Origin of the sequence: Paenibacillus sp. GCM10027628 (genome assembly GCF_042676385.1) — a bacterium.
Lineage (GTDB): Bacteria > Bacillota > Bacilli > Paenibacillales > NBRC-103111 > Paenibacillus_E.
Map to the genome: position 1 here is coordinate 1 of NZ_JBHTHA010000007.1, position 26,418 is coordinate 26,418.

General features: G+C 47.9%; 18 protein-coding genes and 1 pseudogene. 4 read left to right on the forward strand and 15 right to left on the reverse strand.

Annotation, left to right across the window (positions count from 1 at the left end; genetic code table 11):
- Positions 1 to 446: 446 nt before the first annotated feature.
- The 11 genes and pseudogenes from ACFQZT_RS09500 to ACFQZT_RS09550 all read right to left on the reverse strand — a co-directional run bounded on the left by ACFQZT_RS09500 (position 447) and on the right by ACFQZT_RS09550 (position 15,733).
- Positions 447 to 1,535, reverse strand: a complete 1,089-nt coding sequence (locus ACFQZT_RS09500) for an OmpL47-type beta-barrel domain-containing protein (protein ID WP_460871892.1) — start codon at positions 1,533 to 1,535, stop codon at positions 447 to 449.
- A pseudogene (locus tag ACFQZT_RS09505) lies at positions 1,521 to 4,490 on the reverse strand (OmpL47-type beta-barrel domain-containing protein); the annotation flags it as partial. The gene ACFQZT_RS09500 and the pseudogene ACFQZT_RS09505, both read right to left, overlap by 15 nt.
- Before the next feature lie 446 nt (positions 4,491 to 4,936).
- Positions 4,937 to 6,298, reverse strand: a complete 1,362-nt coding sequence (locus ACFQZT_RS09510; RefSeq protein ID WP_379298992.1) for an aspartate aminotransferase family protein — start codon at positions 6,296 to 6,298, stop codon at positions 4,937 to 4,939.
- Between the two features lie 22 nt (positions 6,299 to 6,320).
- Positions 6,321 to 7,784 (reverse strand): CoA-acylating methylmalonate-semialdehyde dehydrogenase, encoded by a 1,464-nt coding sequence (locus ACFQZT_RS09515; RefSeq protein WP_379298994.1) that lies wholly within the window; start codon positions 7,782 to 7,784, stop codon positions 6,321 to 6,323.
- A 95-nt stretch (positions 7,785 to 7,879) separates the two neighbouring features.
- A complete protein-coding gene (locus ACFQZT_RS09520; RefSeq protein ID WP_379298996.1) occupies positions 7,880 to 9,355 on the reverse strand; it encodes an aldehyde dehydrogenase family protein in 1,476 nt (491 codons plus the stop codon).
- 4 nt (positions 9,356 to 9,359) lie between these two features.
- Positions 9,360 to 9,794, reverse strand: coding sequence for a GlcG/HbpS family heme-binding protein (locus ACFQZT_RS09525; RefSeq protein WP_379298998.1), 435 nt, complete (start codon positions 9,792 to 9,794; stop codon positions 9,360 to 9,362).
- Positions 9,791 to 11,230: an APC family permease gene (locus ACFQZT_RS09530; protein ID WP_379299000.1), complete on the reverse strand. Its 1,440-nt coding sequence runs from the start codon at positions 11,228 to 11,230 to the stop codon at positions 9,791 to 9,793. Before ACFQZT_RS09530 ends, ACFQZT_RS09525 begins: the two co-directional genes overlap by 4 nt.
- 259 nt (positions 11,231 to 11,489) lie before the next feature.
- On the reverse strand, positions 11,490 to 13,160 hold the full coding sequence (locus ACFQZT_RS09535) for a PucR family transcriptional regulator (RefSeq protein ID WP_379299002.1): 1,671 nt from the start codon (positions 13,158 to 13,160) through the stop codon (positions 11,490 to 11,492).
- A gap of 124 nt (positions 13,161 to 13,284) precedes the next feature.
- A complete protein-coding gene (locus tag ACFQZT_RS09540) occupies positions 13,285 to 13,521 on the reverse strand; it encodes a hypothetical protein (protein ID WP_379299004.1) in 237 nt (78 codons plus the stop codon).
- A 17-nt stretch (positions 13,522 to 13,538) separates the two neighbouring features.
- Entirely contained in the window at positions 13,539 to 14,318 is a 780-nt protein-coding gene (locus tag ACFQZT_RS09545) for an S-layer homology domain-containing protein (protein ID WP_379299006.1), read from the reverse strand.
- Positions 14,319 to 15,283: 965 nt separating this feature from the next.
- Entirely contained in the window at positions 15,284 to 15,733 is a 450-nt protein-coding gene (locus ACFQZT_RS09550; RefSeq protein WP_379299008.1) for a YybH family protein, read from the reverse strand.
- Positions 15,734 to 16,047: 314 nt separating this feature from the next.
- On the opposite strand from ACFQZT_RS09550, the gene ACFQZT_RS09555 reads away from it, so the two are divergent.
- A complete protein-coding gene (locus ACFQZT_RS09555; protein ID WP_379299010.1) occupies positions 16,048 to 16,650 on the forward strand; it encodes a TetR/AcrR family transcriptional regulator in 603 nt (200 codons plus the stop codon).
- A gap of 516 nt (positions 16,651 to 17,166) precedes the next feature.
- On the opposite strand, the gene ACFQZT_RS09560 is transcribed toward ACFQZT_RS09555, so the two are convergent.
- The 3 genes from ACFQZT_RS09560 to ACFQZT_RS09570 form a co-directional block, all read right to left on the reverse strand.
- On the reverse strand, positions 17,167 to 18,147 hold the full coding sequence (locus tag ACFQZT_RS09560) for a Gfo/Idh/MocA family protein (protein ID WP_379299012.1): 981 nt from the start codon (positions 18,145 to 18,147) through the stop codon (positions 17,167 to 17,169).
- A gap of 88 nt (positions 18,148 to 18,235) precedes the next feature.
- Positions 18,236 to 19,012, reverse strand: coding sequence for a pirin family protein (locus ACFQZT_RS09565; protein ID WP_379299014.1), 777 nt, complete (start codon positions 19,010 to 19,012; stop codon positions 18,236 to 18,238).
- A 373-nt stretch (positions 19,013 to 19,385) separates the two neighbouring features.
- On the reverse strand, positions 19,386 to 20,021 hold the full coding sequence (locus ACFQZT_RS09570; RefSeq protein ID WP_379299016.1) for an FMN-dependent NADH-azoreductase: 636 nt from the start codon (positions 20,019 to 20,021) through the stop codon (positions 19,386 to 19,388).
- A 467-nt stretch (positions 20,022 to 20,488) separates the two neighbouring features.
- On the opposite strand from ACFQZT_RS09570, the gene ACFQZT_RS09575 reads away from it, so the two are divergent.
- Genes ACFQZT_RS09575 through ACFQZT_RS09585 form a run of 3 tightly spaced genes read left to right on the forward strand, consistent with a single transcriptional unit; the run spans position 20,489 to position 24,013 of the window.
- Complete coding sequence (locus tag ACFQZT_RS09575) at positions 20,489 to 21,415, forward strand: ABC transporter permease (protein ID WP_379299042.1); 927 nt, start codon at positions 20,489 to 20,491, stop codon at positions 21,413 to 21,415.
- Positions 21,416 to 21,428: 13 nt separating this feature from the next.
- Positions 21,429 to 22,337, forward strand: a complete 909-nt coding sequence (locus ACFQZT_RS09580) for a carbohydrate ABC transporter permease (RefSeq protein ID WP_379299018.1) — start codon at positions 21,429 to 21,431, stop codon at positions 22,335 to 22,337.
- A 41-nt stretch (positions 22,338 to 22,378) separates the two neighbouring features.
- A complete protein-coding gene (locus ACFQZT_RS09585; RefSeq protein WP_379299020.1) occupies positions 22,379 to 24,013 on the forward strand; it encodes an extracellular solute-binding protein in 1,635 nt (544 codons plus the stop codon).
- Positions 24,014 to 24,085: 72 nt separating this feature from the next.
- Here the strand turns inward: ACFQZT_RS09585 and ACFQZT_RS09590 are convergent, their stop codons facing one another.
- Positions 24,086 to 26,386: a helix-turn-helix domain-containing protein gene (locus ACFQZT_RS09590; RefSeq protein ID WP_379299022.1), complete on the reverse strand. Its 2,301-nt coding sequence runs from the start codon at positions 26,384 to 26,386 to the stop codon at positions 24,086 to 24,088.
- Positions 26,387 to 26,418: the final 32 nt, after the last annotated feature.

Genomic DNA, 26,418 nt, shown 5'->3' on the forward strand with positions numbered 1-26,418 from the left:
CTGCCTTTTTATTTGAAGGGAATACTCCAAATATTGGTACACAAACTATTTTACTTCATCTCCAGACGGAGCTCGAAAGAACAAAGGTCTTTAATTAAAGAATCATCTTCTTTATTTATGGTCATTTGTTCTTTAATCGACCCCTAGACGGAGATTCCTACCCTTTTAGCGTCTCTCCGGGCTTTATTAGAGAACGTTTGTTCTAATTGTGCCCCTGCCCAGTCGCCCCTTCAAATACGAGTTTCGTGTGGCGGCATATTATGAGTTTTACTTTGATGAATTTTGCGTTTTGTCGTCCCCTCATCCGATGTCCTGAGTTATGTGTAGGGTCAATCAGCTTTTTGCATAATTTTTTGTACAATGAAAAAGGCCCTCAGCCGCTCCCCAGAGGGAGCAGTGAAGGCTTTTGCTTCATTCTGAAACTAACTTCGATGTTTTTACCCGACTTAATTTGTCAACGGTGTCGCATCGCGGAGTGAAGTAGCCCAGCGCACCAGAGTGGCGGCCTGTTCTTTCGTCAACGCTTTTCCGCTTTGTGCGGACACTTGATTGATATACGCATCCAGCTGGTTACGCGCTACAGCGCCTTTCCCCTCCAGAGCTTTCGCTTTGGCATTGTCAAGCTTCTTCTGAAGCGCATTGGCGATGCCATCCGCACCGTTCACGCCTGTCTCAGCGACGAATGATCCAGTCAGCGTGCTAATGCTTTCGAAGGTTGCAGAAACGGTAAATGAGAAGTTTACCGTTTGACGGTGTCCCGCAGCATCTTCAGCTGTTGCCGTTACAGTATGAACCCCCGGCGCCAGTGTATAGGCCTTGGCCTGAAGGAGCGGCGTGTTGCACGAAGAGTAAGTTACTCCCGAGACACTATCCGTTGCCGTGCAGGAAATAACGATGTCCTGATCGATCGTATATGATGCTGCCCCGTGAATCTGCACTTGAGGCGGTGTCAAATCCGTTTGGAAAGACAGTGATTTCGCTTCTTCTACATTGCCCGCCTGGTCAACGGAGCGGTACAAAACCTGGATCTTCCCTTCACGATCCAGAATGACCGGAGCGTTGTAAATTGTCCAGCTGCTTCCGTTGTCAAAACTGTACTCTGTTCTAGCTACACCTGATTGATTATCGGTGGCGCTTAGGGCTACCGTAACCGGATGCGTGTACCATCCATTCAGTCCATCTGGCTCGGCTGGTGTTACAACAGTTGTTGTCACTGGAGCTTTCGCGTCCGTTTGGAAAGACAGCGATTTCGCTTCTTCTACATTGCCCGCCTGGTCAACGGAGCGGTACAAGATCTGCACCTGCCCTTCCCGATCCAGAGTGAATGGAGCGTTGTAAATTGTCCAGCTGCTTCCGTTGTCAAAACTATACTCCGTTCTAGCTACACCTGATTGATTATCGGTGGAGCTTAGGGCTACCGTAACCGGATGCGTGTACCATCCGTTCAGCCCATCTGGCTCGGCTGGTGTTACAACAGCTGTCGTTACTGGAGCTTTCGTATCCGTTTGGAAAGACAGCGATTTCGCTTCTTCCACATTCCCCGCCTGGTCAACGGAGCGGTACAAGATCTGGACCTGCCCTTCCCGATCCAAAGTGAACGGAGCGTTGTATGTTGTCCAGCTGCTTCCGTTGTCAGAACTGTACTCCGTTCTAGCTACACCTGATTGATTATCGGTGGAGCTTAGGGCTACCGTAACCGGATGCGTGTACCATCCGTTCAGCCCATCTGGCTCGGCTGGTGTTACAACAGCTGTCGTTACTGGAGCTTTCGTATCCGTTTGGAAAGACAGCGATTTCGCTTCTTCCACATTCCCCGCCTGGTCAACGGAGCGGTACAAGATCTGGACCTGCCCTTCCCGATCCAAAGTGAACGGAGCGTTGTATGTTGTCCAGCTGCTTCCGTTGTCAGAACTGTACTCCGTTCTAGCTACACCTGATTGATTATCGGTGGAGCTTAGGGCTACCGTAACCGGATGCGTGTACCATCCGTTCAGCCCATCTGGCTCGGCTGGTGTTACAACAGCTGTCGTTACTGGAGCTTTCGTATCCGTTTGGAAAGACAGCGATTTCGCTTCTTCCACATTCCCCGCCTGGTCAACGGAGCGGTACAAGATCTGGACCTGCCCTTCCCGATCCAAAGTGAACGGAGCGTTGTATGTTGTCCAGCTGCTTCCGTTGTCAGAACTGTACTCCGTTCTAGCTACACCTGATTGATTATCGGTGGCGTTAAGAGTTACAGTAACCGGATGCGTGTACCATCCCTTCAGTCCATCTGGCTCGGCTGGTGTTACAACAGCTGTCGTTACAGGCGCTGTCGTGTCAGCCGGCACCGTGAAATCGCTCAATCCTCTTGGTTTCAATTGGAAGACGCCTTTGAAGATCGCTGCAATCCCTTTGATGTTAACCGTTTGCCCCGCTTGGTACGGGAACGCAGTTTGCGTTAAACCTGTACGTGCATCCACACGAATATGATTGCTGAGTGAGCCGTTCACCGCATCGAATTCGAAAGAACCCGCCGGTGTAGCACTAATGATATTACTGATCGTTACGTTGCTCAGCTCGACCAGTTGACCTTGATTGTCGTTGGTAACTGCAGTGACAGGAGCTGCCGCCGGAAGTGCGGACGTACCGGTTTTAGCGATTTCAACAGGGTCCGTAAGTTCGAGCTCCGTGTTAAACACCGCAGTCGACGCTGTAATCTTTACTGTATCGCCAAGGTGGAAGCCGCTTAAGCTTTGGAACACATAGATACCGCCTGTAGCATCCTGCAAATAGAAAGCTTGTCCGCCAAAAGCGCCGGGCTCCGTCGTCACAACACCCTCAATGGTCACCACGGTGCCTGCCGTTTTGCTGCGGGCTTCTGCGACTGTGATTTTGGCCGGAACCGGATTTTGCTCAGTCGGTAATGGTTCAGCAGGTACGTTCCCGAGGGTTACTGATTCGGTTTTCAGGTTCGTGCCGTTTTGACGAAGACGAAGGTTTGATGCTGCGGTCGTCCCCGGTTTGATCCGGACAGTCAAATCTTTGTAAGCATGACCTTTGGAGTCGGATGTCAAACTGAACGCCGTGCTGTAGCCTTCCGTGGTCGGCCACGTACCGTCGGCATTCTGAATTTTGGCGATTTGCGCGCCGCCGCTTGCCAAATAAATGCCCGCTTGATAGCCTGAAACTGTCGTATTGGCCGGAAGATTATCAATCACAACGCGAATTTGGAAGTCTTGTGCATTCGGCAAAACAGCTTGATGCACAAAACTGTACGCTGCATTTGCCGTCGCTGCCGGACCGCCGTAGGAGCCCGCTTTAAATGTGCTGCGGTCGTACCATTTGTAACCGGCGTTCGGTGCCGCCCATGGCTCAGGCTGCGGTTCTGTAGAAGCCGCCGGAGCTTCGAAAGGCAGCAAAGCTGTCGGTTGATCAAGCTGCAAGCCGCTTACTTGCGAGAGGCTCGTGTAGCTTTCTTTCTTCGCCAACCAATTGATGGTATTCACCAACAATACGCCGTCATCCACTTCTTTGAAACCATCGTAAGTCGTCTTCTTCGCGCCCGTATCTTCGCGCAAATACTTCGGAGTCGCATCCTCGACCGGCGAGGAATCGCCGATAAATGCGGCTTTACCTGCGCCCGCTTTGGATACCGCTACAAACGGACCTTCCGCGACGCCCCCGCCGTTATAAACGCCCTGATCGACTGCGCTCGCCCAAGCCTCATTCGTTTGCGGCAGATAGACGATACCTTTGGCCTTCGTCGGATCAATAATCGCCAGCGTAGAGCCCGCATGCATCGCAACGGCAGAGACGCCGTTCGTAATGCCGAAGGCTTGATTCGGCGCTACGATCTGATTCGCATTAATATCACCAAGAGCATTGTAGCGGAAACGAATGCCAAATTGCGTCGCCAACCAATCGGAGCTGGCTACATCCTGCATCATGGCCGATGCGCTCTCTTCAGCACTCATCCCTTGTGCCGGATTCGTCCAGGCGCCCCGGCGATAGCCGTTGAATACTTCGGAGCCGTCCCAACGGTTTTTGTTGCGATCCGCGTTGTAGTGGTCGGCAATGAAGAAAATGCTGCCGCCACCTTGCACGTATTGCGCCATGGCCGCTTGTTCGCTCGTTTTATAAGGAATGTTCGATTCTGCAACAACAAAGACATCATAACCGCTCAGATCACTCAAAGTGATAGGCGTTGTTTTACGAAGTTCTTTCACGTAATAGCCGTTATTCGCCAGCGCATTGGCAAAGTCGGAAAATCCTCCGTCAATGACCCAATCCGCAGCTCCAGCTGTTTGTTCATGCGTATTATCAAAAAGCACCTTTTTACCGGCGTTCTCGTTCACCACTTTAGCTTCAATGAACGGTGCCGGATCGCTCGGCCCCTCCGCCATGACCGCTTGCCAGCTGCTTGTAACCATTACTTGCAGCGGTAATGCTACTGTTAAAGCGAGTGTGGATTTCAATAGCTTCGCCTTCCAGCCTGCTAACATTCCCATGATTATCCTCCTTTGTCATAAAAGGCTATAAAACTAGTGCACTTTATTCTACCAAAAATATACACGTATAAGTGATATTTTTTTGTAAACGACAGAAGTTCGGAAAATCCGACAAATGTGTTGGTTAGAATCAAAAATTCGCTCCCGGGAACGGGTGTTTTGCGAAGTTGGCCGTAACTAAGCGGAACGTGGGTGCGCTATTCCTGCAAATGCTCCTATTTTAACTGTAAATAGGAACGACGATTCGTTATGCAGACTATTTCGAGCATTCCATCATCCATTTCGAACAAATAACGTACCGACGTTCCCCAAAGCTGCCATACTTATGATAAAACTTTGCGATAGCGTACTCATGTTCCGTTGATAAGGCATGGTGCAGCGAGTGCGAAAGCTAGTTTACAAAAAAACCTCAAATCCCGCAAAAAGGCGGTCTCTGAGGTTCTTCTTCATATCGTTGTATGATCGGCAAGCACGGACTTTAACGTGCTCACAATGAATTGCAAGTCCTCATCCGTAGATGACAGCGGAGGCGACAAGGTCAACACATTGTTGAACCCGGCTACGGTATCTCCATTTTTCCCGATAATGAGTCCGTTCGCCTTGCATTGCCCTATGATTTGCCCAACTGCAGCAAGAGGCAGCGGCTCTTTCGTCTTTTTATCTGCGACCATTTCAAGCCCCATCAAAAACCCGAAAGTACGAATATCGCCGACAAGCGGATGGTCCGCAAGTTCCGCCAGTTCGATTGCAAGTCGCTCGCCTAAAATACGAGACCGCTCTACGAGATTTTCCCGCTTCATAATTTCGAGATTTTGCAGAGCGAGCGCACAGGACGCAGGACTTCCGCCAAACGTGTTCACATGCCGCAAATGGCTGTACTCGGCTTTATCTTTAAAAGCCTCATAAATATCCTTGCGAACCGCCGTTGCAGAGAGGGGCAAATAACCGCTGGTCAACCCCTTCGCCATCGTGACGATGTCCGGCTTCACGCCATAATTCATATGCCCGAAGTTTTGGCCGGACCGGCCAAACCCGCAGATCACTTCATCGATGATGAGAAGTACGCCATAGTGATTGCAAATCCGCTGCACTTCTTGGAGATAGACCGGATGCGGAACGATGACGCCGCCTCCCGTAATGGCAGGCTCCATAATCACTCCCGCGACCGTTTCCTGCCCCTCCCAGATGATCGTCTCCTCAATTTCTTTCGCACAGAACAAATTGAATTCCTCGGCCGTCATGCCGGCAGGCCGGCGATAACTATCCGGCGGACGAACGTGGAGGAAGCCTCCGCCAAGCGGTTCATACTTGTATTTACGCTGCGCCTGGCCGGTTGCGGCAAGAGCCCCCATCGAATTGCCGTGGTACGCGCGGTAGCGCGAAATGAATTTATACCGGCTGTGCGCCCCCGTTTGCTGATGGTACTGCCTGACAATTTTGAACGCTGTTTCGTTCGCATCCGAGCCGCTGTTGGAGAAGAATATCACGTATTCGCCCTGCAGCCATTCGTTTAATTTCTCGGCAAGCTGAATCGCCGGCAAGTGACTTTGCGATAAAGGATAATAAGGCATTGTCTTCAACTGCTCGTAGGCGGCACGCGCAAGCTCTTCCCTGCCATACCCAACATTGACGCACCATAAACCGGACATCGCGTCCAAATATTTGTTGCCGCTCATATCGGTAATCCATGAACCTTGACCTTCCGTCACGATCATCGGAGGCACTTGTTCATTGTAAGGAGACATGGCATGCCATAAGTACTGCCGATCTTTTGCCGTCAATTCCACATGTTCATTGCTCAGCACCATCGCAGGGCTCCTTTCTATTCTATTAGTAACGAGCTGTCAGCATTTTCTTACGCGTATAGAATTCGACGCCATCCCGGCCGTTCGCATGAAGGTCGCCGTAAAACGATTTTTTGTACCCCGAGAACGGGAAGAACGCCATCGGAGCAGGAACGCCCAAATTAATCCCTAACATGCCAGCATCGATCTCCTCGCGGAACTGGCGAATCGCCTTCGCACTATCCGTATACAGGCAGGCGCCATTGGCAAATTCGGATTGATTCGCAATCTCAATCGCTTCCGTCAAATCCTTGGCTCGAACGATCGCAAGAATCGGTGCAAACAGTTCATCCTGCCAGATTTTCATACCCGGCTTCACCTCATCGAAGATCGTCGGCCCTACAAAAAATCCTTCGCCTTGCACGGCTGCATCCGCACGGCCGTCGCGCACCAGCTTGGCGCCTTCATTCGCGCCGACTTCAATGTAGTTGATCGTTCTTTGCTTGTTCTCTTCACGGATGACAGGGCCCAGGAAGACATCTTTATCGAGCCCGTTCCCAATTTTGATGTCATCCGCAGCCTTCCGTATGCGCTCGATTAGCGGCTCGGCGGCATCGCCGACGGCCACAATGACGGAGCACGCCATGCAGCGCTCACCGGCGGAGCCGAAGGCCGCATTGACAATGTTAGTCACCGCGTTATCGAGATCGGCATCCGGCATGACGATGGAATGATTTTTTGCTCCGGCGAGCGCCTGAACGCGCTTACCGTTTGCTGCCGCCGTTTTGTAGATATATTCGGCAACCGGCTGGGAACCGACGAAGGAAATCGCTTTGACACCCTGGTTATCAAGCAGGCCGTTTACCACATCATGAGCGCCGTGCACGATATTAAACACGCCGTCCGGAAGCCCCGCTTCCTTGAGCAATTCGGCAAGCCGATTGGCTAATAGCGGCGTGCGCTCCGAAGGTTTCAACACGAACGTATTGCCGCAAGCGATGGCCAGCGGGAACATCCAGCAAGGCACCATCATTGGGAAGTTGAATGGCGTTATGCCGCCAATGACGCCTAGTGGATACCGGTACATGCCGGACTCCACGCCGGTCGCAATATCGGGCAACTGATTGCCCATCATCAGCGTCGGAGCGCCTGCGGCGAATTCCACGCATTCGATGCCGCGCTGCACTTCCCCGTAGGCTTCCGTGTAGTTCTTGCCGTTCTCCAGCGTGATGAGCCGGGCTAACTCTTCCCAATGATCCACCAGTAGCTGCTGATACCGAAACAAAATTCTCGCGCGGCGAGGGACCGCTGTTTTCCGCCATTCGACAAACGCTTCGCTTGCAACCGCGACTGCTTGGTCCACCTCCGCTTTGCTCGAGTAAGGAACTTGCGCGATGATCTCGCCTGTGGCCGGATTCGGCACATCTTCGTACCTGCCGCTCGTCGAATCGACCCACCTGCCGCCAATGTAGTTCTGTACTCTTTTGATTGTTGTGTTAACCAATGTCATATCGATCACCCTTTGCGTTTGGTCTTTGTTTCCATTATAAGAACTTTATGCCGGTCAAACATTAGACATACCGTAAAGGATATGAAGGCGTTTTTTTACTTCCGGCCAAACCACCCCGAGGGCTGCACATTCAAATTCACATTGATTTGTTTGATTTCCAAATAGGCGTCTAAACCATAAGTGCCAAGCTCTCTTCCAATCCCGCTTTGTTTGTAGCCGCCCCATGGCGCTTCGTTAAACGTCGGATGGTACGTGTTGATCCATGTGATGCCGGCTCGCAGCTTGCCGATCACGCGATGCGCCTTGGCTACATCATTCGTAAACACGGCTCCGGCGAGACCAAATCGGGTGCCGTTCGCCAGCTCAATAGCCTCTTCTTCTGTGCTGAATCTTTGGATAACAAGAACAGGACCGAAAATCTCCTCCTGCACGATCCGCATATCCGGACGAGTATCCGTAAAAATCGTAGGGCTCACGAAAAAGCCCCGGTCCAGCCCGTCACTCACGATCCGTTCTCCGCCGCACAACAGCGTAGCTCCTTCTTTCTTGCCGATTTCAATGTAATCCAAAACGCGGTTCATCTGTTTCTCAGAAATCAGCGGTCCCATCTCCGTGTCCGGCTCGAGGCCGGGGCCGACTTGAATGAGCTTCGCCCGACGGGCAAGTTCAGGGACGAACCGTTCATACAAGGAATCTTCCAACAGCAGACGCGAACCTGCCGAGCAGACTTGCCCCTGATTGGCAAAAATGCCGTACAGCGCAAAGTCTACCGCCGTCTCAAAATCCGCATCGGCAAATACAATATTCGGAGATTTCCCGCCGAGCTCCAAACCGACGTTCTTAATCGTATCCGCAGCCGATTTCATAATCTTGATGCCGGTTTCCGTCCCCCCGGTGAAGGCAACTTTATCCACAAGCGGATTACGCGCAAGCTCCGCACCAACCGTAGAACCAGAGCCAAGCACCAGATTCAGCACACCCGGCGGAAATCCCAGATCATCGATCAATTCAAACAACCTGATGAGCGTCAGCGGCGTTTGCTCCGCCGGTTTTATGACGACCGTACAGCCTGCCGCGATTGCCGGGGCAAGCTTTTGCGACGCCATCACGAGCGGATAGTTCCATGGGATGATCTGCCCGACGACGCCGATCGGTTCGCGAACGACCATAGCCCGAATCTCATCCGGCACATCGTAAGTGACGCCGTGAGGCTTCGTAGCAAGTCCCGCATAATAGCGGAACTGGTTCACCGCATCGTGAACGTCATACTCCGCCTCGCGCAGCGGCTTGCCATTGTTAAGGGTCTCCAGCTGGGCGAATTCTTCCGTCCGTTCTTCCAGCCGATCGGCCAATTTATTCAACAAAGCGGCCCGCTCCCTTGCCTTGAACGAGGGCCATGCGCTTTGATCAAATGCATATCGCGCAGCTTGAATGGCAAGAATCGTATCCTCTTCAGCGCCTTCAGCCACAGTCGCTATCACTTCGCCACTTGCGGGATTAATCACAGTTCGCGTCGCCCCTTGGGCCGCGTCGATCCATTTCCCGCCTACGTACATCTGTTTCACTGACATCTTATCACTCCATGTCTGTAGTCTGTTTCATTGCTGCTGCGAGCGCATATTCGGCGCAAATCACGTCCTGCTCTACAGTGCCGCCGCTCACGCCGATGGCGCCGAGCAGCACTTGTTTCGCGTCGCGGATCGGAATACCGCCGCCAAAGATAACCATACGGCCACCCAGATTGAACTGGAGGCCGTATAATTCTTCGCCTGGCTGGCAAAGCTTGCCCAGCTCCGCCGTACTCATACGATTAAGCACAGCCGTATAGGCTTTATCTTGAGCTAGGGCGATGCTGACCAGCTCCGCCCCCGTATGTCTGCGGAAGCCGAGCAGATGGCCGGCCCTATCCGCAACTGCCACGGAGATCGTAATGCCTAGCTCCGCTGCCTTTTCGATTGCCGATTGCAGCATAAGCTGAATGGTTGCTTCATTTAATACGTTCCGGCTCATGCGCTAACCTCTTCCGCCATAATTTCGCCGACCCGCTTAAACCGTTCAGGATCGCGCTCCAACCTTTTTACAACGAAGAATCCGACTGCCGCGTAGGCGAGCACGATATACGGCAAATAATTATATGGCGCCGCCGGGACAGGATAGAACGAAGCCGAAAGCGGGATGAATAACAGCAGCGATGATACTACGGGCAAAATCAAGCTTTTAAACACATGGTTGCGTAACTTCCCTTGTTTCCGCTGATATAAGACAAAGCCGATTGAGGCCATCATATATACGGGAATGATGCTGAGCGTAAGAACGGCGCCCAAGTAACCGTACGTGTTGGAAGGCCCTACACCGAAACCCATCAGGTACAGCAGCACGAGAGATAAGCCGGATTGGAACAAAATTGCGCTCGTCGGCGTTTGCGCTTTCGCATGCAGCTTGCCGAAGAACGCCGGGATCACCTTCTCCCGCCCCATCACATAGATAACTCGGGATATCGCCGTGTTGCAGTTAATCGTGACGGCCAAGATGCTGCTGAGTCCGGCCAAAGCGACTAGGAGAACCAATACAGGACTGCCATACGTCGTCGCCAATGTTACGAACGGAGATACTTCGGCAGCTAGTTCTTTCATATGGTCTAATCCAAAACCATTGACTTCCGAGAACGTTGCGAATATGTAAATAAATCCTACGAGCAACGTAGATCCCATTAAGGCACGATACACGTTTTTAGTTGGGTTTTTCACTTCTTCCGCAAGTGTTGTGGCGGATTCAAAGCCGACAAAGGATAGCATGCCGTAAACCATACCTAAAGCAATGCCGGAAAAGCCCGACGGACTTAGGGAAGGATTGAATACGCCAAAATGAATGCCGTTATTACCGCCTTTAACAAGTACAATCACCGAGAGCAAAATAAGAATGCCGACTTCAGCCGTGAATAAAATCATGCTAAGCTTCATCGACTGCTTCGCACCCACCAAGGAAAGCGTCATAACGACGATCCAGGCGAGAAAGGAAAGTAAATACCAGGGAATATCGATGTTAAACGTCGTTTTCAGCAGCTCGCTTACGGTAATGCCGAATAACGCTTCTTCCGCAGGTTCCAGTAACGAATACCCGATAAACATCAGCCATCCCGATATGAAACCGGTTCGCGGACCGATACCTTTGCTGGAAAACACATAGAATGCTCCGGCGCTCGGTGCTATTTTGCTGAATTCCCCAATGGTGTTGCATAACATCAGAGCAACGATCAGTGAAAGCACAAAGCTGATGGGCATGGCTGCGCCGGCAAATCCTGCGGCATAAGCCGTATTAAAATACATGGATGCCGCTGGGCCCATGAAACAGGCCGCCATGACGATCGCATCCCAAATCGATAAATTGCGTTTCAACCTAGGTGCACTTGCATGGGCAGTAGCCGTTGTTGGAGTGACTGTTGACATCGTCCTGAACACCTTCCATCATAAATTGGTAACCTGCAATGAAGAAATTAATGAATCCTGGTGTATTTATGGAAGCGTTTTCCTTTCTTGATTCTAAGTATAAGGGGGCTTGTCCTTCATTTCTTTAGACACCGTGTTAAATTATTTCACATTCAATTTTTACAAAAATGTGACAAATAGTATTCACTAACATTGATATAACACTAAGTGCTTAGAAGGCTGCAATCCATTAGGACTGCAGCCTTTTTCGACTTTGATATTACGTATGCGCCTCTGGATTTAGCAGCTGATACGCGCGCAGCGCCACGTGCAAGGCAAGCTGATTCTCTGGCAGCATGAATTCTTCGCCCAGCAGTTCCGCAATTTTGTCCAGCCGGTAATACAGGGATTGACGGACTACGTACAGCTTCTGTGCCGCCAGCTGCTTGGAGCCGCCGTTATCCAAGTACACTCTTAGCGTACGCAGCAAGTCTCCGCCTTTGTTCTGATCATATTCGATGAGCGGGCCCAAATAGCTGTCGATATACGATTGCAGCTGACTTCTATCATTCATATTAAACAACAGTTGAAAAACGCCCAGTTCATTGAAGAACAGCACCTGTTTATTAAAGCAAGGCTGAAGCGACAGTGCCTGTATCGCCTCCTGATAGCTTAGATGCGCGTTCATTAGCTTGCTATACGCTTTACCGACACCAATTCCTAGCTTAACCGCACCCGATTTCTCCTCAAGATAACTGTTCAGCAGCGATGTGAATACTTGCTGAAGCCTTGCTTTGGCCGCCCGTTTCGGACTTAGATCGATGGCGATGACGACAAGCCGATTGTTCTTGAATGTCGTGAGCGGGTAAAAACCATGCTGTTCGAACAAGGAACGCGCGACCAAAGACAGGTGGATGCCGAATGATTCCGCCCCCTCAAGGGCCGAATCCATCTCTTGCTCGCGAAGCAGCTCAAACTCGATCAGACAAACATGATAGCTCGCTTCACCCAGCTTTTTATATTCGGAGCCGGTTAACGATTTGAGCTGCTCTTCATCCTTGATTCGGTAGTGCAGCAGATCATCGACCCAGAGATTTTCCGCATAGAGCTTGCGTTCCTCGATATACCGCTTCCGGAGCAAATCCTGCGCAATCGACAAGGAGGCTGAATCCAGGATCAAATAATCGTATTCCATCGGTTTTTCTTTAAGCAGCATGATCAGGTACGCCCAAGTTCGGCCAAGCGCGCCCACAGGCTGCAAAATAACTGTATGATTGTCATATTCCGTATGATATGGAGTTCCTGGCGCTGTGCCGTCAATCTTGTCCGAAACGTCCTGGATAAAGGGGGATAGATGGTCCAACAGCTCCCTTTGCCCCGACACCGGCATGGCCGGAACAAAACTGGGCTGGCCCTGCAGCGGTATGAATATCACTTGCGCTTTCGAACTCGTATGCAAAAGCTTCAGCACATTGGAAATGCCCTGCGCAGTCAAAGTCAAGCGATGGAATTCGCGTGAAACGCTCTCCAGTTCCTGTAGAATCCGATGGTGCCGGTTAATAATCAGAGAATGAAGATCCTGCGTAATATCTACGAAACGCACTTTTTTCGGGAAAATCAGCAGCGGGAACTGATGCGCATTTGCGACATCGATCATTTCTTTTGGAATCGCTTCCATAGAAACCCCCAATTCGATGCATAAGCAGGATACATTCTGCTCAATCAACTGCTGAAGATATTGGACACAGAAAGCTATATCGGATTTAAACGAAATGCCGGTCGTCAATATTAACTCTTCCCCATGGATCAACTGTTCGAAGTCCGCAACTTCTAAAATATGCGCCCACCGAACACGTCGAAGCAAACCCTCTTCCCCGGCCAGTACCTGAGCGTTCTGAAACAGAGGTCTCTTCAATACCTCTTGCACCGTCAAAATAAACTCGGAATCCACGTTCTCTCCCCCATTCACGATAATAGTAACGGATACGGTTCGCGAACACAATTCAAATATGGGGAGTCAAACTAAAAAGCTCCAACTTCCTAAAAGGAAATTAGAGCTATTTTTGTGTCCAGCTTTATTGATCATTTTCAAAAAATAACAGCCCGCCGATACCGAGCACTACTAATGTAACAAGGAATCCCACGAATAAAAATCCTAAACCTCCGACGAGCACAAGCGCCTTCGGAAATAGGAAGAAAGCGATACAACCGAGCACGAAGAAAAACAAGATGGATTTAAACGTAATCTTAATGAGTTTCCAAATGAAAATGGCTGCTACGATGCCAATTATTATGTGTATCAAATGATGCATAGGGGCAGCCGCTTCTATTACTGCCCGTAGGTACTGCCCGTTACCGTGGAAGAACCGGAAGGAACGTCGACTACAATGTTCAGATCAGACAAGCGATCCAGGAGCGTGGCCGCCTCCGCACGTGTCAGTGTATGGTCGGGATTGAAGCGGCCTTGGTCATCTCCTTGAATGAGATTATTTTGCACGGCAGTAGCCACATAAGGACGAAGAACAGGGGAAATATTAGCCGCATCCTTGAATTTGCTTTGAAGCAGTTGATCGGCTGACCCTGCATCCATTAACTGAATGGAGCTGTTTTCTTTCATCAGTACTTTGACGAGAGTCACCGTTACATCCTCTCTTTGTGCTCCTTCCGCAGGATTGAAATTGTAGCCGCCATTTAAATTTTTGTAAGCGTCGAAGTAGTCTTTGGTTGCTTCCACAACATTAAATGACCAGCGCTTTTGCGGCACATCAACGAAATCTTGCGTAGTGGAAGTGTTTTTCAAATGGAACATTCTGGACACCATAGCGGCGAATTGCTCCCGAGTCACATGCTGATCTGGTTTGAAATGGTGATTTTCATCGCCTTCGAGAATTCCCTTCGCCACAAGATTTTTTATGAATTTTTCGGCCCAATGTCCTTTAATGTCATCCAAATTGATATTCACATTGTTAATCTCCGTGCTGTTCTTCATCTCGATGTTGTTGCGGTTGCCCTTAACCGTAATATCGCCATTGTTCTGGGCGGCGAAGGCAGGCACTGCAGATAAAGTTAAAGCGGAAATTGCAGTTGCGATAACGAGCATTTTTTTCATCGTTTCATCATCCTTTTTTTTGTTATTGTTCTTTCACTAGATTATGATTCGAAGGAACTAAGTCGCTATGTGGGGGTAGTTCGTTGGTAATAAATTTATATTTTTTTAGGGCCAAAATGACATACTTTTGACATGTTTTTTTGTTATGGGGCTGTCTGAGCCTACCCTACGACGAATTACGAATCCGGAATAGCGGCGTTGCCACGATCGCGTTGCTCATGGTTTGAATAACGAAGCACGGAGTCAATTTCATAATTTATAAGCCTTGCTAGATAAGGTTTTTCCGTCACTGGAAAATGACTTACCTCCCCGATAGAGAGGCGTTTTGTAACTGGATAGGAAACAAAGGGAGCTGTGCAAGATGCCGATTTTTGGATTAATATCATCAATCTATTTGTCCGGAATGACCGCAAAAGCTTGAGTAGAGAAGAATGAAATGCCTAAACAGTCGGTAATGCCTTATATGTCTACAGTTCCCGCTTACCCATCCTGGAAAGAACCAGGGTCGCTAAATAGAGAACATTTTGACGCATTGGGTGGGTAAATGACCACCAATCAGGCTTCGAACGAATAAAATTCCATAATTAGCGAAGATTGTTCGTTGTTTATGGACTTTTGTTCTTTCGAGCCCCGAAATGGCTATTTCTCCGAAATTTAGCGTCAAACTTGTTCACTAATAACGACCTTTGTTCTTTGTCAAACGGGTGACCCGAAGGTTCCCCCCTCATTTCTTTGAAAGTGGCCGATGGTTGCATGATGTGCATTCGAATCTGCGGAAGAGCGAGCCACACGGAGTATTTTTAATTGTTACTTTCTCACCTAAAAAAAAGGCTCTGTTAAATTTCGCTGTTGATTTTACATCTAAAGAAAAAGCCACTCTATCGAGTGGCAATTCGTATTTTCGTTCAACTATCGTATCCGTCGTGTAACAACGCCTTAACAATCGGAAATTAATTCTTTATTGATTAATCCACAACAGCAACGCCATAAGCGAGTTGACCAACGTCAAGTGGAGCATTGCGGTTGGATATATCCTGGGCAATGCGCCAAATACCATCTACTTCACGCTTCCAGACCGTAATGGACTTAATAACGTGAATGACTGGTTTCCCTTCTTTTGTTGGAATCCCCAAAGTGACTGTGGTGCGCTTATATCCCAGATCCCCGGAACTCTCCATTTCCTCATCTCGAATGGTACGCTTCATGTGTACAGCATTTGCTCGTTCACATGCGGTTTTCCAGAAATTCTCGATAGCATGTCGCCCTTGGATGATTTCCCCATCTTCAATTAAGAGCTTGGCATCTGCCGTATAGACGGAAGCCATTGCTTTATAGTCAGCTGCGTAGAACGTCCTTTCAAATTCACGACTAAACTGTTCTGCTGATTCCATATCAAACTTAGTTATAGCTAACATATCTATTCTCTCCTTTAAAATAATGTCCAAACCAGCATGAAAATTCCAAGAACTCGACCACCAGGGAATCAATTAACGATTTCAGTTAACACTTGCACCTGTCGTTTAAAAATTACAATCAAAACCGCATCCCTCATTCCTATATTTTTATTGTCAATATAATCAACAAGAGTTGACTATATGTACATGTGTTAATTATAATTAACCTAATTGAGCACCACAATAATCAAATTTACTGAAAATGTTTTATAACAGGCATAATTCTATTTTTGTTGATTAACTTTTCAGAAATTTTAATGAAGGTGATTAGAATAGTGAATAAGCCTACGGATCTTCGTATTCTTCGAACCAAGAAGCTCATTGAAGATACTCTACTGCAATTAATTGAAGAGAAGGGATTCGAGCACATTACAGTTAGGGATTTAACTCAGCGGGCAATGCTCAATCGCGGGACGTTTTATCTGCATTACCGCGATATCTTCGATCTGCTCGAAAAGTTTGAAACAGAAACGATCCAGGGATTGCTGCAGGTCACTGGAAGTACAAACCCCGCAAATTTGCTGGGTCACGACTCTCAGCACGAACCCATTCCCGTGCTCATGAATGCTTTAAACTACTTGAACGAAAATGCGCGAATTTTTAAGATATTGTTTAAAGGATCGCCCACCTTCACCACGAGATTAAGCTCCTTGATACGGACTCACATGTATGAGGATTTGCCGAAGCAACAACCCGAAAGGTCGTCACTTGTTCAGCAAGATTTCTATATTGCCTATATGGCCGCCGCACATTCGGGAATCATACAGTATTGGTTCGAGACTGGGATGACGATCAGCCCCCGGGAGATTGCGTTATACTTGACTCGATTGTTACAATACAGTCCTTTACAGATTTCTCAGCAAGGAGAAGAGGATTAAGGATCGGTGTTGGAAACTTACGTTTTTGCCTATAGTTTTTCGAGGCCACTTTGCTTGAGATGGGAGTTCCGGGGAATAGTGTTATTGAAAGCGAATTACTTCATAAAACTGCCCATTACTTCAATGAAATCAACAACAAAGTTTAACAGAGCCAAAAAAAAGACTTGCCACTCGACAAATCCGTGGATAAATCGTCATTCCGAATTGTGAAAAATTAGCAGGAGTATTGATAATTATCTTTTTCAAGATTACGCATTGTGGGGAAATCGTAAATTAATTATGAAATTGACTCCTTTGTTCGTTACTTATAGTCTTTGTTCTTTATCCTCTCATTCTTGAGTAATTAGCTCGGTTCATATGTCTCGCGTGACTCTAACAACGAACAAACGTTCCATAATTGGAGCTAGCGGTACCGGATCTCCTTTTCCCAACAGATCATCACTCTATTTTCGAGCTAGGTATGCCATGTCGAAAAACCCATAGCGGTGGGCTATGGGCTAATTAATTTCAAAGATATTAGTTATCCGCAGGAAACACTAATCCCACTTGTCGTCGGGCCTCAGTCATAATTTCTGCAGCTACTAAGGAAGTTGCGTGGGAGTTCGTGCTGGATTCCAATTCTCCGTTCTTGATCAAACGAATGAATTCCGCTGCCTCGTAAACCATGTTTTTGCGGGATTGATCTCGTGTTAAATTCTCTACAACTCCGTTGCGATAACGGATTTCCACATGCTCAGGCTCGTTGATTTTATCGATGACCATCGTCCCGTTTTCCCCTTGAATCTCTGTAGGGGCATAGGAGCTGGTAATTTTCGAATGCATGATGACCGCATCCATCTCCTTGTAGCCTAAAAGCAGGCTCCCTTCCCCGTCTACACCGGATTCCAGAAGGATTGCGCTCGCTTGAATACGCTCAGGCTTACCAAACAATACGGCTAGAGGGTAAATGCAATAAATGCCAAGATCCATCAAGGAACCATTGGAAAAAGCGGGATTAAACGCATTGAGCACCGTCCCTTGCTTATACGCATCATATCGCGAGGAATATTGGCAATAGCTTGCAAAGTAACGACGGATAGGCCCCAGTTTATGCAAGTTATCCTGAATGGCTTGGAAATTAGGGAGCAAAGTCGTCTTCAATGCTTCCATGAAGATGACTTTGTTCTCCCGGGCTGTCGCAATCATCGCTGCAAGCTCATTAGCATTGGACGCGGCAGGTTTCTCACAAAGCACATGCTTGCCGTGATTCATGCAAAGAATCGCTTGCTCAACGTGAAGAGAATTGGGACTGGCGATATACACAGCATCGAATTCCCCGCTTCTAGCGAATGTTTCCAAATCCGTATACCGGTATGGTATATCATATTTTTGCGCAAAATCTTGCGCTTTATCCTCTGTGCGGGAATAAACTGCTGTCAGTGTGAACTCGCCGGTTTCCCGAGCCGCATCGATAAATGTTTCTGTAATCCAATTGGTTCCGATTATGCCAAAACGCATTATAGTTTCTCCTTCGTGTGCTTTCTTTTTTTAAACTATACCATTTTTCACCTTCTCTATACGAGACTTGAGCCGATATTTTGCCTCATTATCTTTTACGATAGAGCGGATAACTCACCGTTGTTGGAACTTTGATGAGGATCAGTCGCATTTTGTTTTCATTTGAGTTCGTAAATTCTACTGATGTCTCTGATTCAGCAGCTGCAATAATGAAATCTTTATGATGAAACTGTACCGGCTGCTTCGATGAACCTGACTCAACCCAAGTTCCCTGACCACGAATGACTAAAGCCGTTAAAGTGTAGCCCGCAGCTACCTTATGTTGATAATGGGCGCCATTATTTATTTCAACATCCCACATTTCAACATCTGCAACCAATCGAATGGGAGCATCCGTACCAATAATCGTTTTCACACTATAGCCTGCCTCATCGCTTTCTTGCGGGAAATCTTCATGCTCATACTGGTGATACGTCGGCTTTCTCTTCATTGCTTCCGTTAATTCAGGCTCAAACCAAATTTGAAAAAGCTCCGCATTGGCACTTAGCTTTTCTTGATGACTCACACCAGAGCCTGTTTGCATGACCTGCACCCCGCCTGCACCCACTGTGCTGTTCGTACCCAAGGTATCCCCGTGGAATGCACTGCCATTTACTACATAAGTCATAATCTCAAATCCTTGATGAGGATGCAGGCCGATCATGGCCTCGGCGCTTGAAGTGGCCCATGCCCAATAAAATAAGGGGCCCACTCGCTTGATAACCGAGCCTTCGCCTGGAAAGCCAATCGGCTTCTGTTCTTTGATTTTCCCTCCGTCAAACTCGCCTATTCCCTGCATGGCAGGTGTGTACACCCGTGGTTGCATATAGAACAACCTCCTAAATTAGATTTTATAATAACTTATATCTCTAAATTAAGTATCTTTAATTTAAGATAAATATACACCTTAAATCAATTAAAGTCAATTGTCTTTAATCATTGTTACTAATTGGAAAGTGCTCTTGAATTCGGATTTCCCTCCAATATTTCAAAATTATAAAAAGGCCCGCAACAGTTCAGTTACGAGCCTCTTTATATGAACATGTCTTTGTCAATCCGCCAACTTCTCGACTGTAAAGGTGAAAAATATCGTTAGACACACGAATTCAACGTCCCCACATGTCTGTTACGATGAAAAACATCTCTCCAGCCGTGCACTTGCTGTTTGTTGTTCTACGCTTAGGATTTAAAAAATCTGATTAAAAACGCTTAGCAACCTCTTGCGATTGTGCGATTGCTTTTTCTTTAATCGATTGGGCTTTGTCTGGCATAGCTCCCATTCCTTCTACAAATATGCCTTCGAAAGATGGAACTCCATGGAATTGCATGATTTTCTTCAGGTAACTAAAACCATTTTCGAAATCAGCGGCAGGACCCTCAGAGTAGATGCCACCACTTGCTTGAATATGAATGGCTTTTTTATCAGTTAATAAACCAACTGGACCATTTTCGGTATATTTAAAAGATTTCCCTGCAATACAAACTGCATCAATATACGCTTTTAGAACCGGTGGGAAAGAAAAATTCCACATTGGGGAAACAAAAACATATTTATCAGCAGCCACATATTGTTCAACGATCTCGTTTAGGCGGCTTACTTTTGATTTTTCAGCGTCAGAGAGCTGATCAAAAGAAGATCCTGAGCGTAATTTTCCCCATCCGCTGAATACGTCAGCATCGATATGAGGTATGTTCATTTGGTACAAATCCAGATTAATGACTTCATCAGCCGGATTTGCTTCGCGGTAGGTTTCAATAAATTCTTTCCCTACTGCCATACTAAACGAAGTTTGATGGTCATGGGGATGAGCTGTGATATAGAGTACAGTTGCCATGTTTCGAAAACTTCCCTTCTGTTATGTTTTTATTTACTCATTGAGTATAACTTATTTTAAGTTATTAATAAACATTTTTTTATCAACTAAGTAAATACAACTAAATTATCACCTTTACTGTGTCATTATAGTCATTCGTTTTAACACATCGAAAATGTTAGATATTCCAGCGATGATCTGGATATTGGTCAATATTGACACTCGATGAAAACCATTTCAAATCGATCAAAAACAACACATTGTCCGCTTGTCATAGATGTTTGTCATTAGGCTGTAGGCCTTGATGTTATGCGCTTTCATGGGATTCACAAAATGACATATTTACGAAGTTTGGTACATCCGTCTATCGTAATATGTAAGCGCTAGCAAACCCAGAATGCTGAGTCATCGAGGGCTGGATTAACAATATTAAATCAGGAAGGAGCGATCCTATGCAGGATACAAAAACTGCCCTTGCGGTCAGTCCAATGTTGAAGCCGGGAACGAGAAATAAAAGTGTGTGGAAGAAAATCGTTCACAACTGGGAACTGTATCTTTTCATCGCACCCGCATTTTTCTACTTTCTTATCTTCTCTTACGGACCGATGTACGGCATTCAAATTGCGTTTAAAAACTTTATTCCAACAAAGGGGTTTATGGGAAGCCCTTGGGTCGGATTCGACCATTTTGTACGGTTCTTTCATTCCTATTATTTTTGGGATCTTATATGGAACACGCTAAGCATCAGCTTATACTCTCTGGTTATCGGATTTCCGATTCCGATCATTCTGGCATTAGCCTTCAATGAAGTACGGAACGGTTTCTTTAAAAAAATGAGCCAGACGGTCACCTATGCGCCTCATTTTATTTCGATGGTCGTCATGGCGGGTATGATTATTACCTTCCTCTCCCCCTCTACGGGGATTGTCACTCATATGATTCAAGGGCTCGGATTCAGCGCCCCTGACTTTTTGACCGACCCGAAATGGTTTAAAACGATGTACGTTTTCTCGGAAGTGTGGCAGAGCGCAGGTTGGGGTACCATCATTTATTTGGCAGCGCTCTCAGGTGTGGATCCCGGTCTTCATGAGGCCGCGATCATTGACGGAGCCTCGAGGTTCCAGCGCGTCCGCCACATTAACATCCCGACGCTCGTTCCAACAATGACCGTTCTGCTCATTTTGAATATGGGGAGTCTATTCGGGGTTGGATTCGAGAAGATCTTGCTGCTCCAAAACCCGCTCAATATGGGATCGTCAGACGTCATTTCGACGTTCGTATACCGCTCAGGGCTTGTGGATGCCCAGTACAGTTTCTCGACAGCAATCGGCTTGTTTAACTCCGTGATCAATGCGGTGCTGCTGGTTATCGTGAATCAGGTCGTCCGACGTACGAGCGAGAACAGTTTGTGGTAGGAGGGAACCTGCAATGCTATCGGGTGTAAATGAAACCGGGCGAGACAAAGTATTTCTGATTTGTAATTACATTTACGTATTTCTGGCTTTTATCATCGTGTTCTATCCGTTGGTGTATATGGTCAGCGCATCCATCAGCGATCCGAAAGCCGTCGGATCAGGCGCCATGTGGCTGTGGCCGAAAGGAATTACCTTTGACGGTTACAAGAGAGTGTTCGCGAATACGAGCATTTGGACCGGGTATGGGAACACGATCCTCTATACGGTCGTCGGAACCGCCATTAACTTGGTGGTTACGCTGCCGGCCGCGTATGCCCTCAGCCGTAAGGATTTTATCGGGCGTAACTTCTTTATGGGCATGTTCATGGTGACGATGTTCTTTGGCGGTGGTCTTGTACCGACCTACCTGCTCATCAAGCAGCTCGGCATGATCAATACAATCTGGGCGATCGTCATTCCGTCGGCCGCATCGATCTGGAACATTATCGTATCGCGCACCTTCTTCCAGAGCGCCATTCCGAAAGAAATGCATGAGGCGGCTCAAATCGACGGCTGTACCAATATGCGGCTGTTTATCAAAATTATTCTCCCGCTGTCGATGCCGATTATTGCGGTAATGGCCCTGTTCTATGGCGTTGGCAACTGGAACAGTTACTTCTCGGCTCTTATTTATTTGAATGATGCTGCCAAATACCCGCTGCAGCTGGTCCTGCGCCAAATCCTGGTTCTGCAGGAAATGGCCGCTCAGGGCGGAGGCGCCATCACTGCTTCCACGGCTGCTGCAATGAACAGTAAGGCGGAAATCGCCGCTCTCGTCAAATACGCCGTCATCATTGTGGCGACCATTCCGGTCATTGCGATTTATCCGTTCCTTCAGCGTTATTTTGTTCAGGGTGTTATGATTGGTTCTGTAAAGGGCTGATCTTCCCATAATTCAAACTAAGAAAAGGGAGTTGTTTGGTCATGAAAAAGTTTCACAAGGCATCATCCATTTTACTTTGCCTCACCGTATCCGGATCGCTGCTTGCAGCCTGCAGTTCATCCAAAGGAGGCGAAAGTACGCCAACTCCAACTTCAGCTTCAGGGGCTTCGGGAGCAGCTAGCGTAGAGGGTGCTAAAAAAGACGGATTCCCCATCGTAGATAAACCGCTTACGCTTACGTTAATGTCACAGGATGCCGGTGTGGCGGACTGGAACAAGATGCCTGTGCTTCAAGAACTCGAGAAAAAGACGGGAATCAAGTTTACGTATCAGCTTTCGCCGATCGACAGCTTTGAGACGAAGAAAAATTTGGTCTTCGCAAGCGGAGATTTGCCCGATGTGTTCTATGCAGCGGATCTCAAGAGGTCTGAGCAAGTCAATTACGGGAGCAAAGGCGTGCTGATCCCGCTCGAAAAATATATCGATGGCGGCTATGCGCCTAACCTCAAGAAAATTTTTGACGAGCATCCGGATCTCCGCAAGTCGTTTACAACGCCAGACGGCCACATCTATGCACTTCCGAATATCGATCTCTCAGCGGTATGGTACCGCAGCCCGATGTGGTATAACGGCAAGTTTTTAAAAGCTCTCCATATGACGGATCTGCCTAAGACGACCGATGAGCTGTATGCGTATCTGAAGCGCGTTAAAGACGAAGATCCGAACGGGAACGGCAAAAAGGACGAGATTCCTTTGACTTCCGTCAAACTGGATGATCTGCGCATGTACTTCCTCGGTTTCTGGGGCATTTATGATGAACAAATTTATGTCGACAAGGACGGAAAGGTTCACTATACACCTCAGGAAGAGGGCTATAAAGGATATTTGACCTTTATGAACCGTCTCTGGAAGGACGATCTGCTCGATCATGAGACCTTCTCCCAAACGCCTGAACAGAAAAAAGCGAAGGGTCAAAACAACCAGATCGCTCTGTTCAACGATTACTACCCTTACTTCACACTCGGAGGTGAGCCTAGCGACGCTAATCCGCTCATGACTCCGGTGAAGAGTGAAATACCTGGTTCCCCGGTATACGGCAAACATCCGGGCATATCCACACAAGGAACCTTTGCCATTTCCAGCAAAAACCCTGCACCGGAAGCTACGATGCGCTGGATCGACTTCCAGTACGGTTACGAAGGAGCAACGCTGTTTGCACAAGGTCCTGAGAATTTGCTTTGGAAATACAAGAATAAGGATACGCATGAGAAAGAATGGTTACCGGTTCCAGGCGGTAAAGACCGCGAAGAATTCCGCGGAACACTTACTCCGAATTACGGCATTCTTACGCCTGGCATGAACTCTGCCGAGCTGTCTAAAGGACTTAAGAGTGATTTTGACAGATGGATCGACAAGGAAACTGCCGAGAAACTTGCACCAATCGGAAAAGCTCCGTTCCCTAGCGTATACTTGTCCAATGAAGAGCAAACCCAAGCGACCACCCTGATGTCCGACCTGAATACGTACGTACAGCAGATGGAAGCGAAATTTGTCACCGGGCAGGAGCCACTCTCCAATTGGGACAAATATATTGCACAAATCAAAAAAATGGGTGGTGACCGTATCGCCGCACTTTATCAAGGCGCGTACGACCGCTGGAAAAACTCCGGCAAATAAACCCATTCATGTATGAAATGCAAAGAAGCCAACATATCCCGGTCATTCGTGACCGGGGGTTGGCTGCTGTCATTATTCGTCATCCGGATCGGCTTCAGACAGGGCCTGACCGTTCTCTGAAAACATCTTACGGTATTGACCCGGGGTATAACCGGTTTCCTTCTTGAATTTCCTTGTGAAGTTGGGCGTGTCCTGGTAACCGATACGAAGAATGATGTCCTTGAGCGGATCGCTTGTCGTTCTCAGCTGGTGCATGACCGCATCGAGTCTTTTTTGCCAGATGTACTGGATGAAATTCTGCCCCATTTTCTCCTTGAATGAACGGCTTACATGCGAAGGTGAAATGCTGAACTCAAAAGCGACGGTTTCCAGACTCAGCATATGGTCTGTGTAATGACCATCAATATAGGTCACGATTTGATCTATCAAAGACTGTTCTTCCTTCTGACTATTCCGCTCCACCTGATTGCAGATCCGGGAGGCGAGGTTCAAAAGGCTTCGATCCAGTTCGTCCAAGGAATTGCTATACATCATATTCGGGGAAACTTCCTGCATGATGCTGTGAATGCCGAGCTCATGGGCGGTTTTCAGCATCGCATTCAGTAAGTCCATGCCAACGCAGCGCGTGAGCAAAGCAGATAACTCCGCCCTTTGCAAGCTCTCGATCCCCGAGCTGATAATCTGGGCTGCGACATCATAACTGCCCTGCTTCAAACTCTGGGAGAGCTTCATCAAGGTGTTGTTCGGGATCCACACCGCTTGATCGGACGTATAAGAAAGCTTTTCAAAATAAGTGACGGTCCCATGACCCGGGCTTGCCCGATGTTCGAACGCCGAACAGGCTTCAATAAAGGATTGGTTCAGCTGATCCGGGCTTGAATAGCAGGTACCGACACCGATCATTGGCATCGCGTCAAGAATTTCGAGTAAGTTGCCGCGCACGGCTTCGACTATCTGGCAGACATGGGTGAACTCCTCGGTCTGAGCATTCAGATTAAAGCTGATAATGAGCCCCAGCTGATCCAGTTGTGGAAGCTCTACGCCGTAACCGCGAGCATCCAGTTCAGGGAATTCGATCTGGGTAAGCAGCTTAACCATTTCCTTGCGCCCCTTTATGTCATTCCGGGAATCGTCCGTTCGGTCTGAGCCGATCACCATGACGAAGTGATGGGAGCGGTCGAAATGAAGATCGAAGGCTTCCTGCAGTTCAGGAGACAGACTTTGGACGTTTCCATACTTAAGCAGCATAGATAGAAAATGATTACGGGCAAACGGCTCCTGAAGGTCTATGCGCGAACTGTATGCTTGCAGAGCGGTCCGGATTCGTTCAAGCTCGTTGCCGGAGAAGGAGGTTCCGCCTTGCGGGCGCTTAGCATCCGATTTGGAGGCGGCGAATTCCACCAGCGTCGATATTGGCTGATACTGCATTCTAGCCAGCAAGAGCGCAATGGCGGTTCCGACAAGCACCGTGATGATAAACAGCATGATGACGAAGCTGCGTACATGAAGTACGCTGCTGAAAAATTGTGAGCTAGGCATAACCGTCACATACGTCCAGCCGTTATTTTCCGACTTGACAGATACGATGGAATGCGCTTTGCCGTTGATTTCCTTGTCGTGAATGCCCGGGGAAAGAACCATCAGAGATTTCGCCTCCGCATCGGATAGCACTTCGCTTTGACGGTTGTCCACGAGGATACGGCCTTCATTGTCAAGAATGTAAGTCAGACCCTGATATTTTCCCAGTATCGATTCAATAAGGCTGGTTATCTCGGATTCCCGGATCAGGTACATGACCGTTCCATGCGGATTAGGACTATTCGGCGTTATTGGAATCAAGTAGGCCAGCACCGTTTCCTTGAGGTCAGAAGAGTTACTGACGGTATCGGCCGGGCGCATCATGGGATATTTGGCATTGTTCAAGTCTTGAAACAGCTCATTTTTATTCCAGTTTTGAAAGCTGAAGTTGCTCGCAAACACTTCAAAGTCGTTGAGACCTTTACTGGAGTAGATCTTCTCGTCCTTATGAAAATACAAAAATATTTCTTTAATGATCGAGCTTGTCGCTTTGTATTGATCCAATGCCTGGATCGCTTCACCGCTTGTAATCGGATCATGAACCCAGTAAGGCGTCAGCCTTTTATCGTAGGAAATGCGGGTGGCAATTTCGCTGAGTTCCTTCATTCGCCCGTCAATAATGACTTTCGTCTGCGTTAATTGGTCGAGCCGTGAATGTTCGATTTCGGAACGGAGATTCGTGACTGCGTTTTCATAAATGAAAATGGTCATGAGAATTAAAGGGATTAACAAGATGAACAAGTAGGACCAGATATATTTTAAAAATAGTTTGGATTTAAAGTAACTCTGTTTCAATGATTCTGCCCCCCCTGTTAACGCCATTTCGT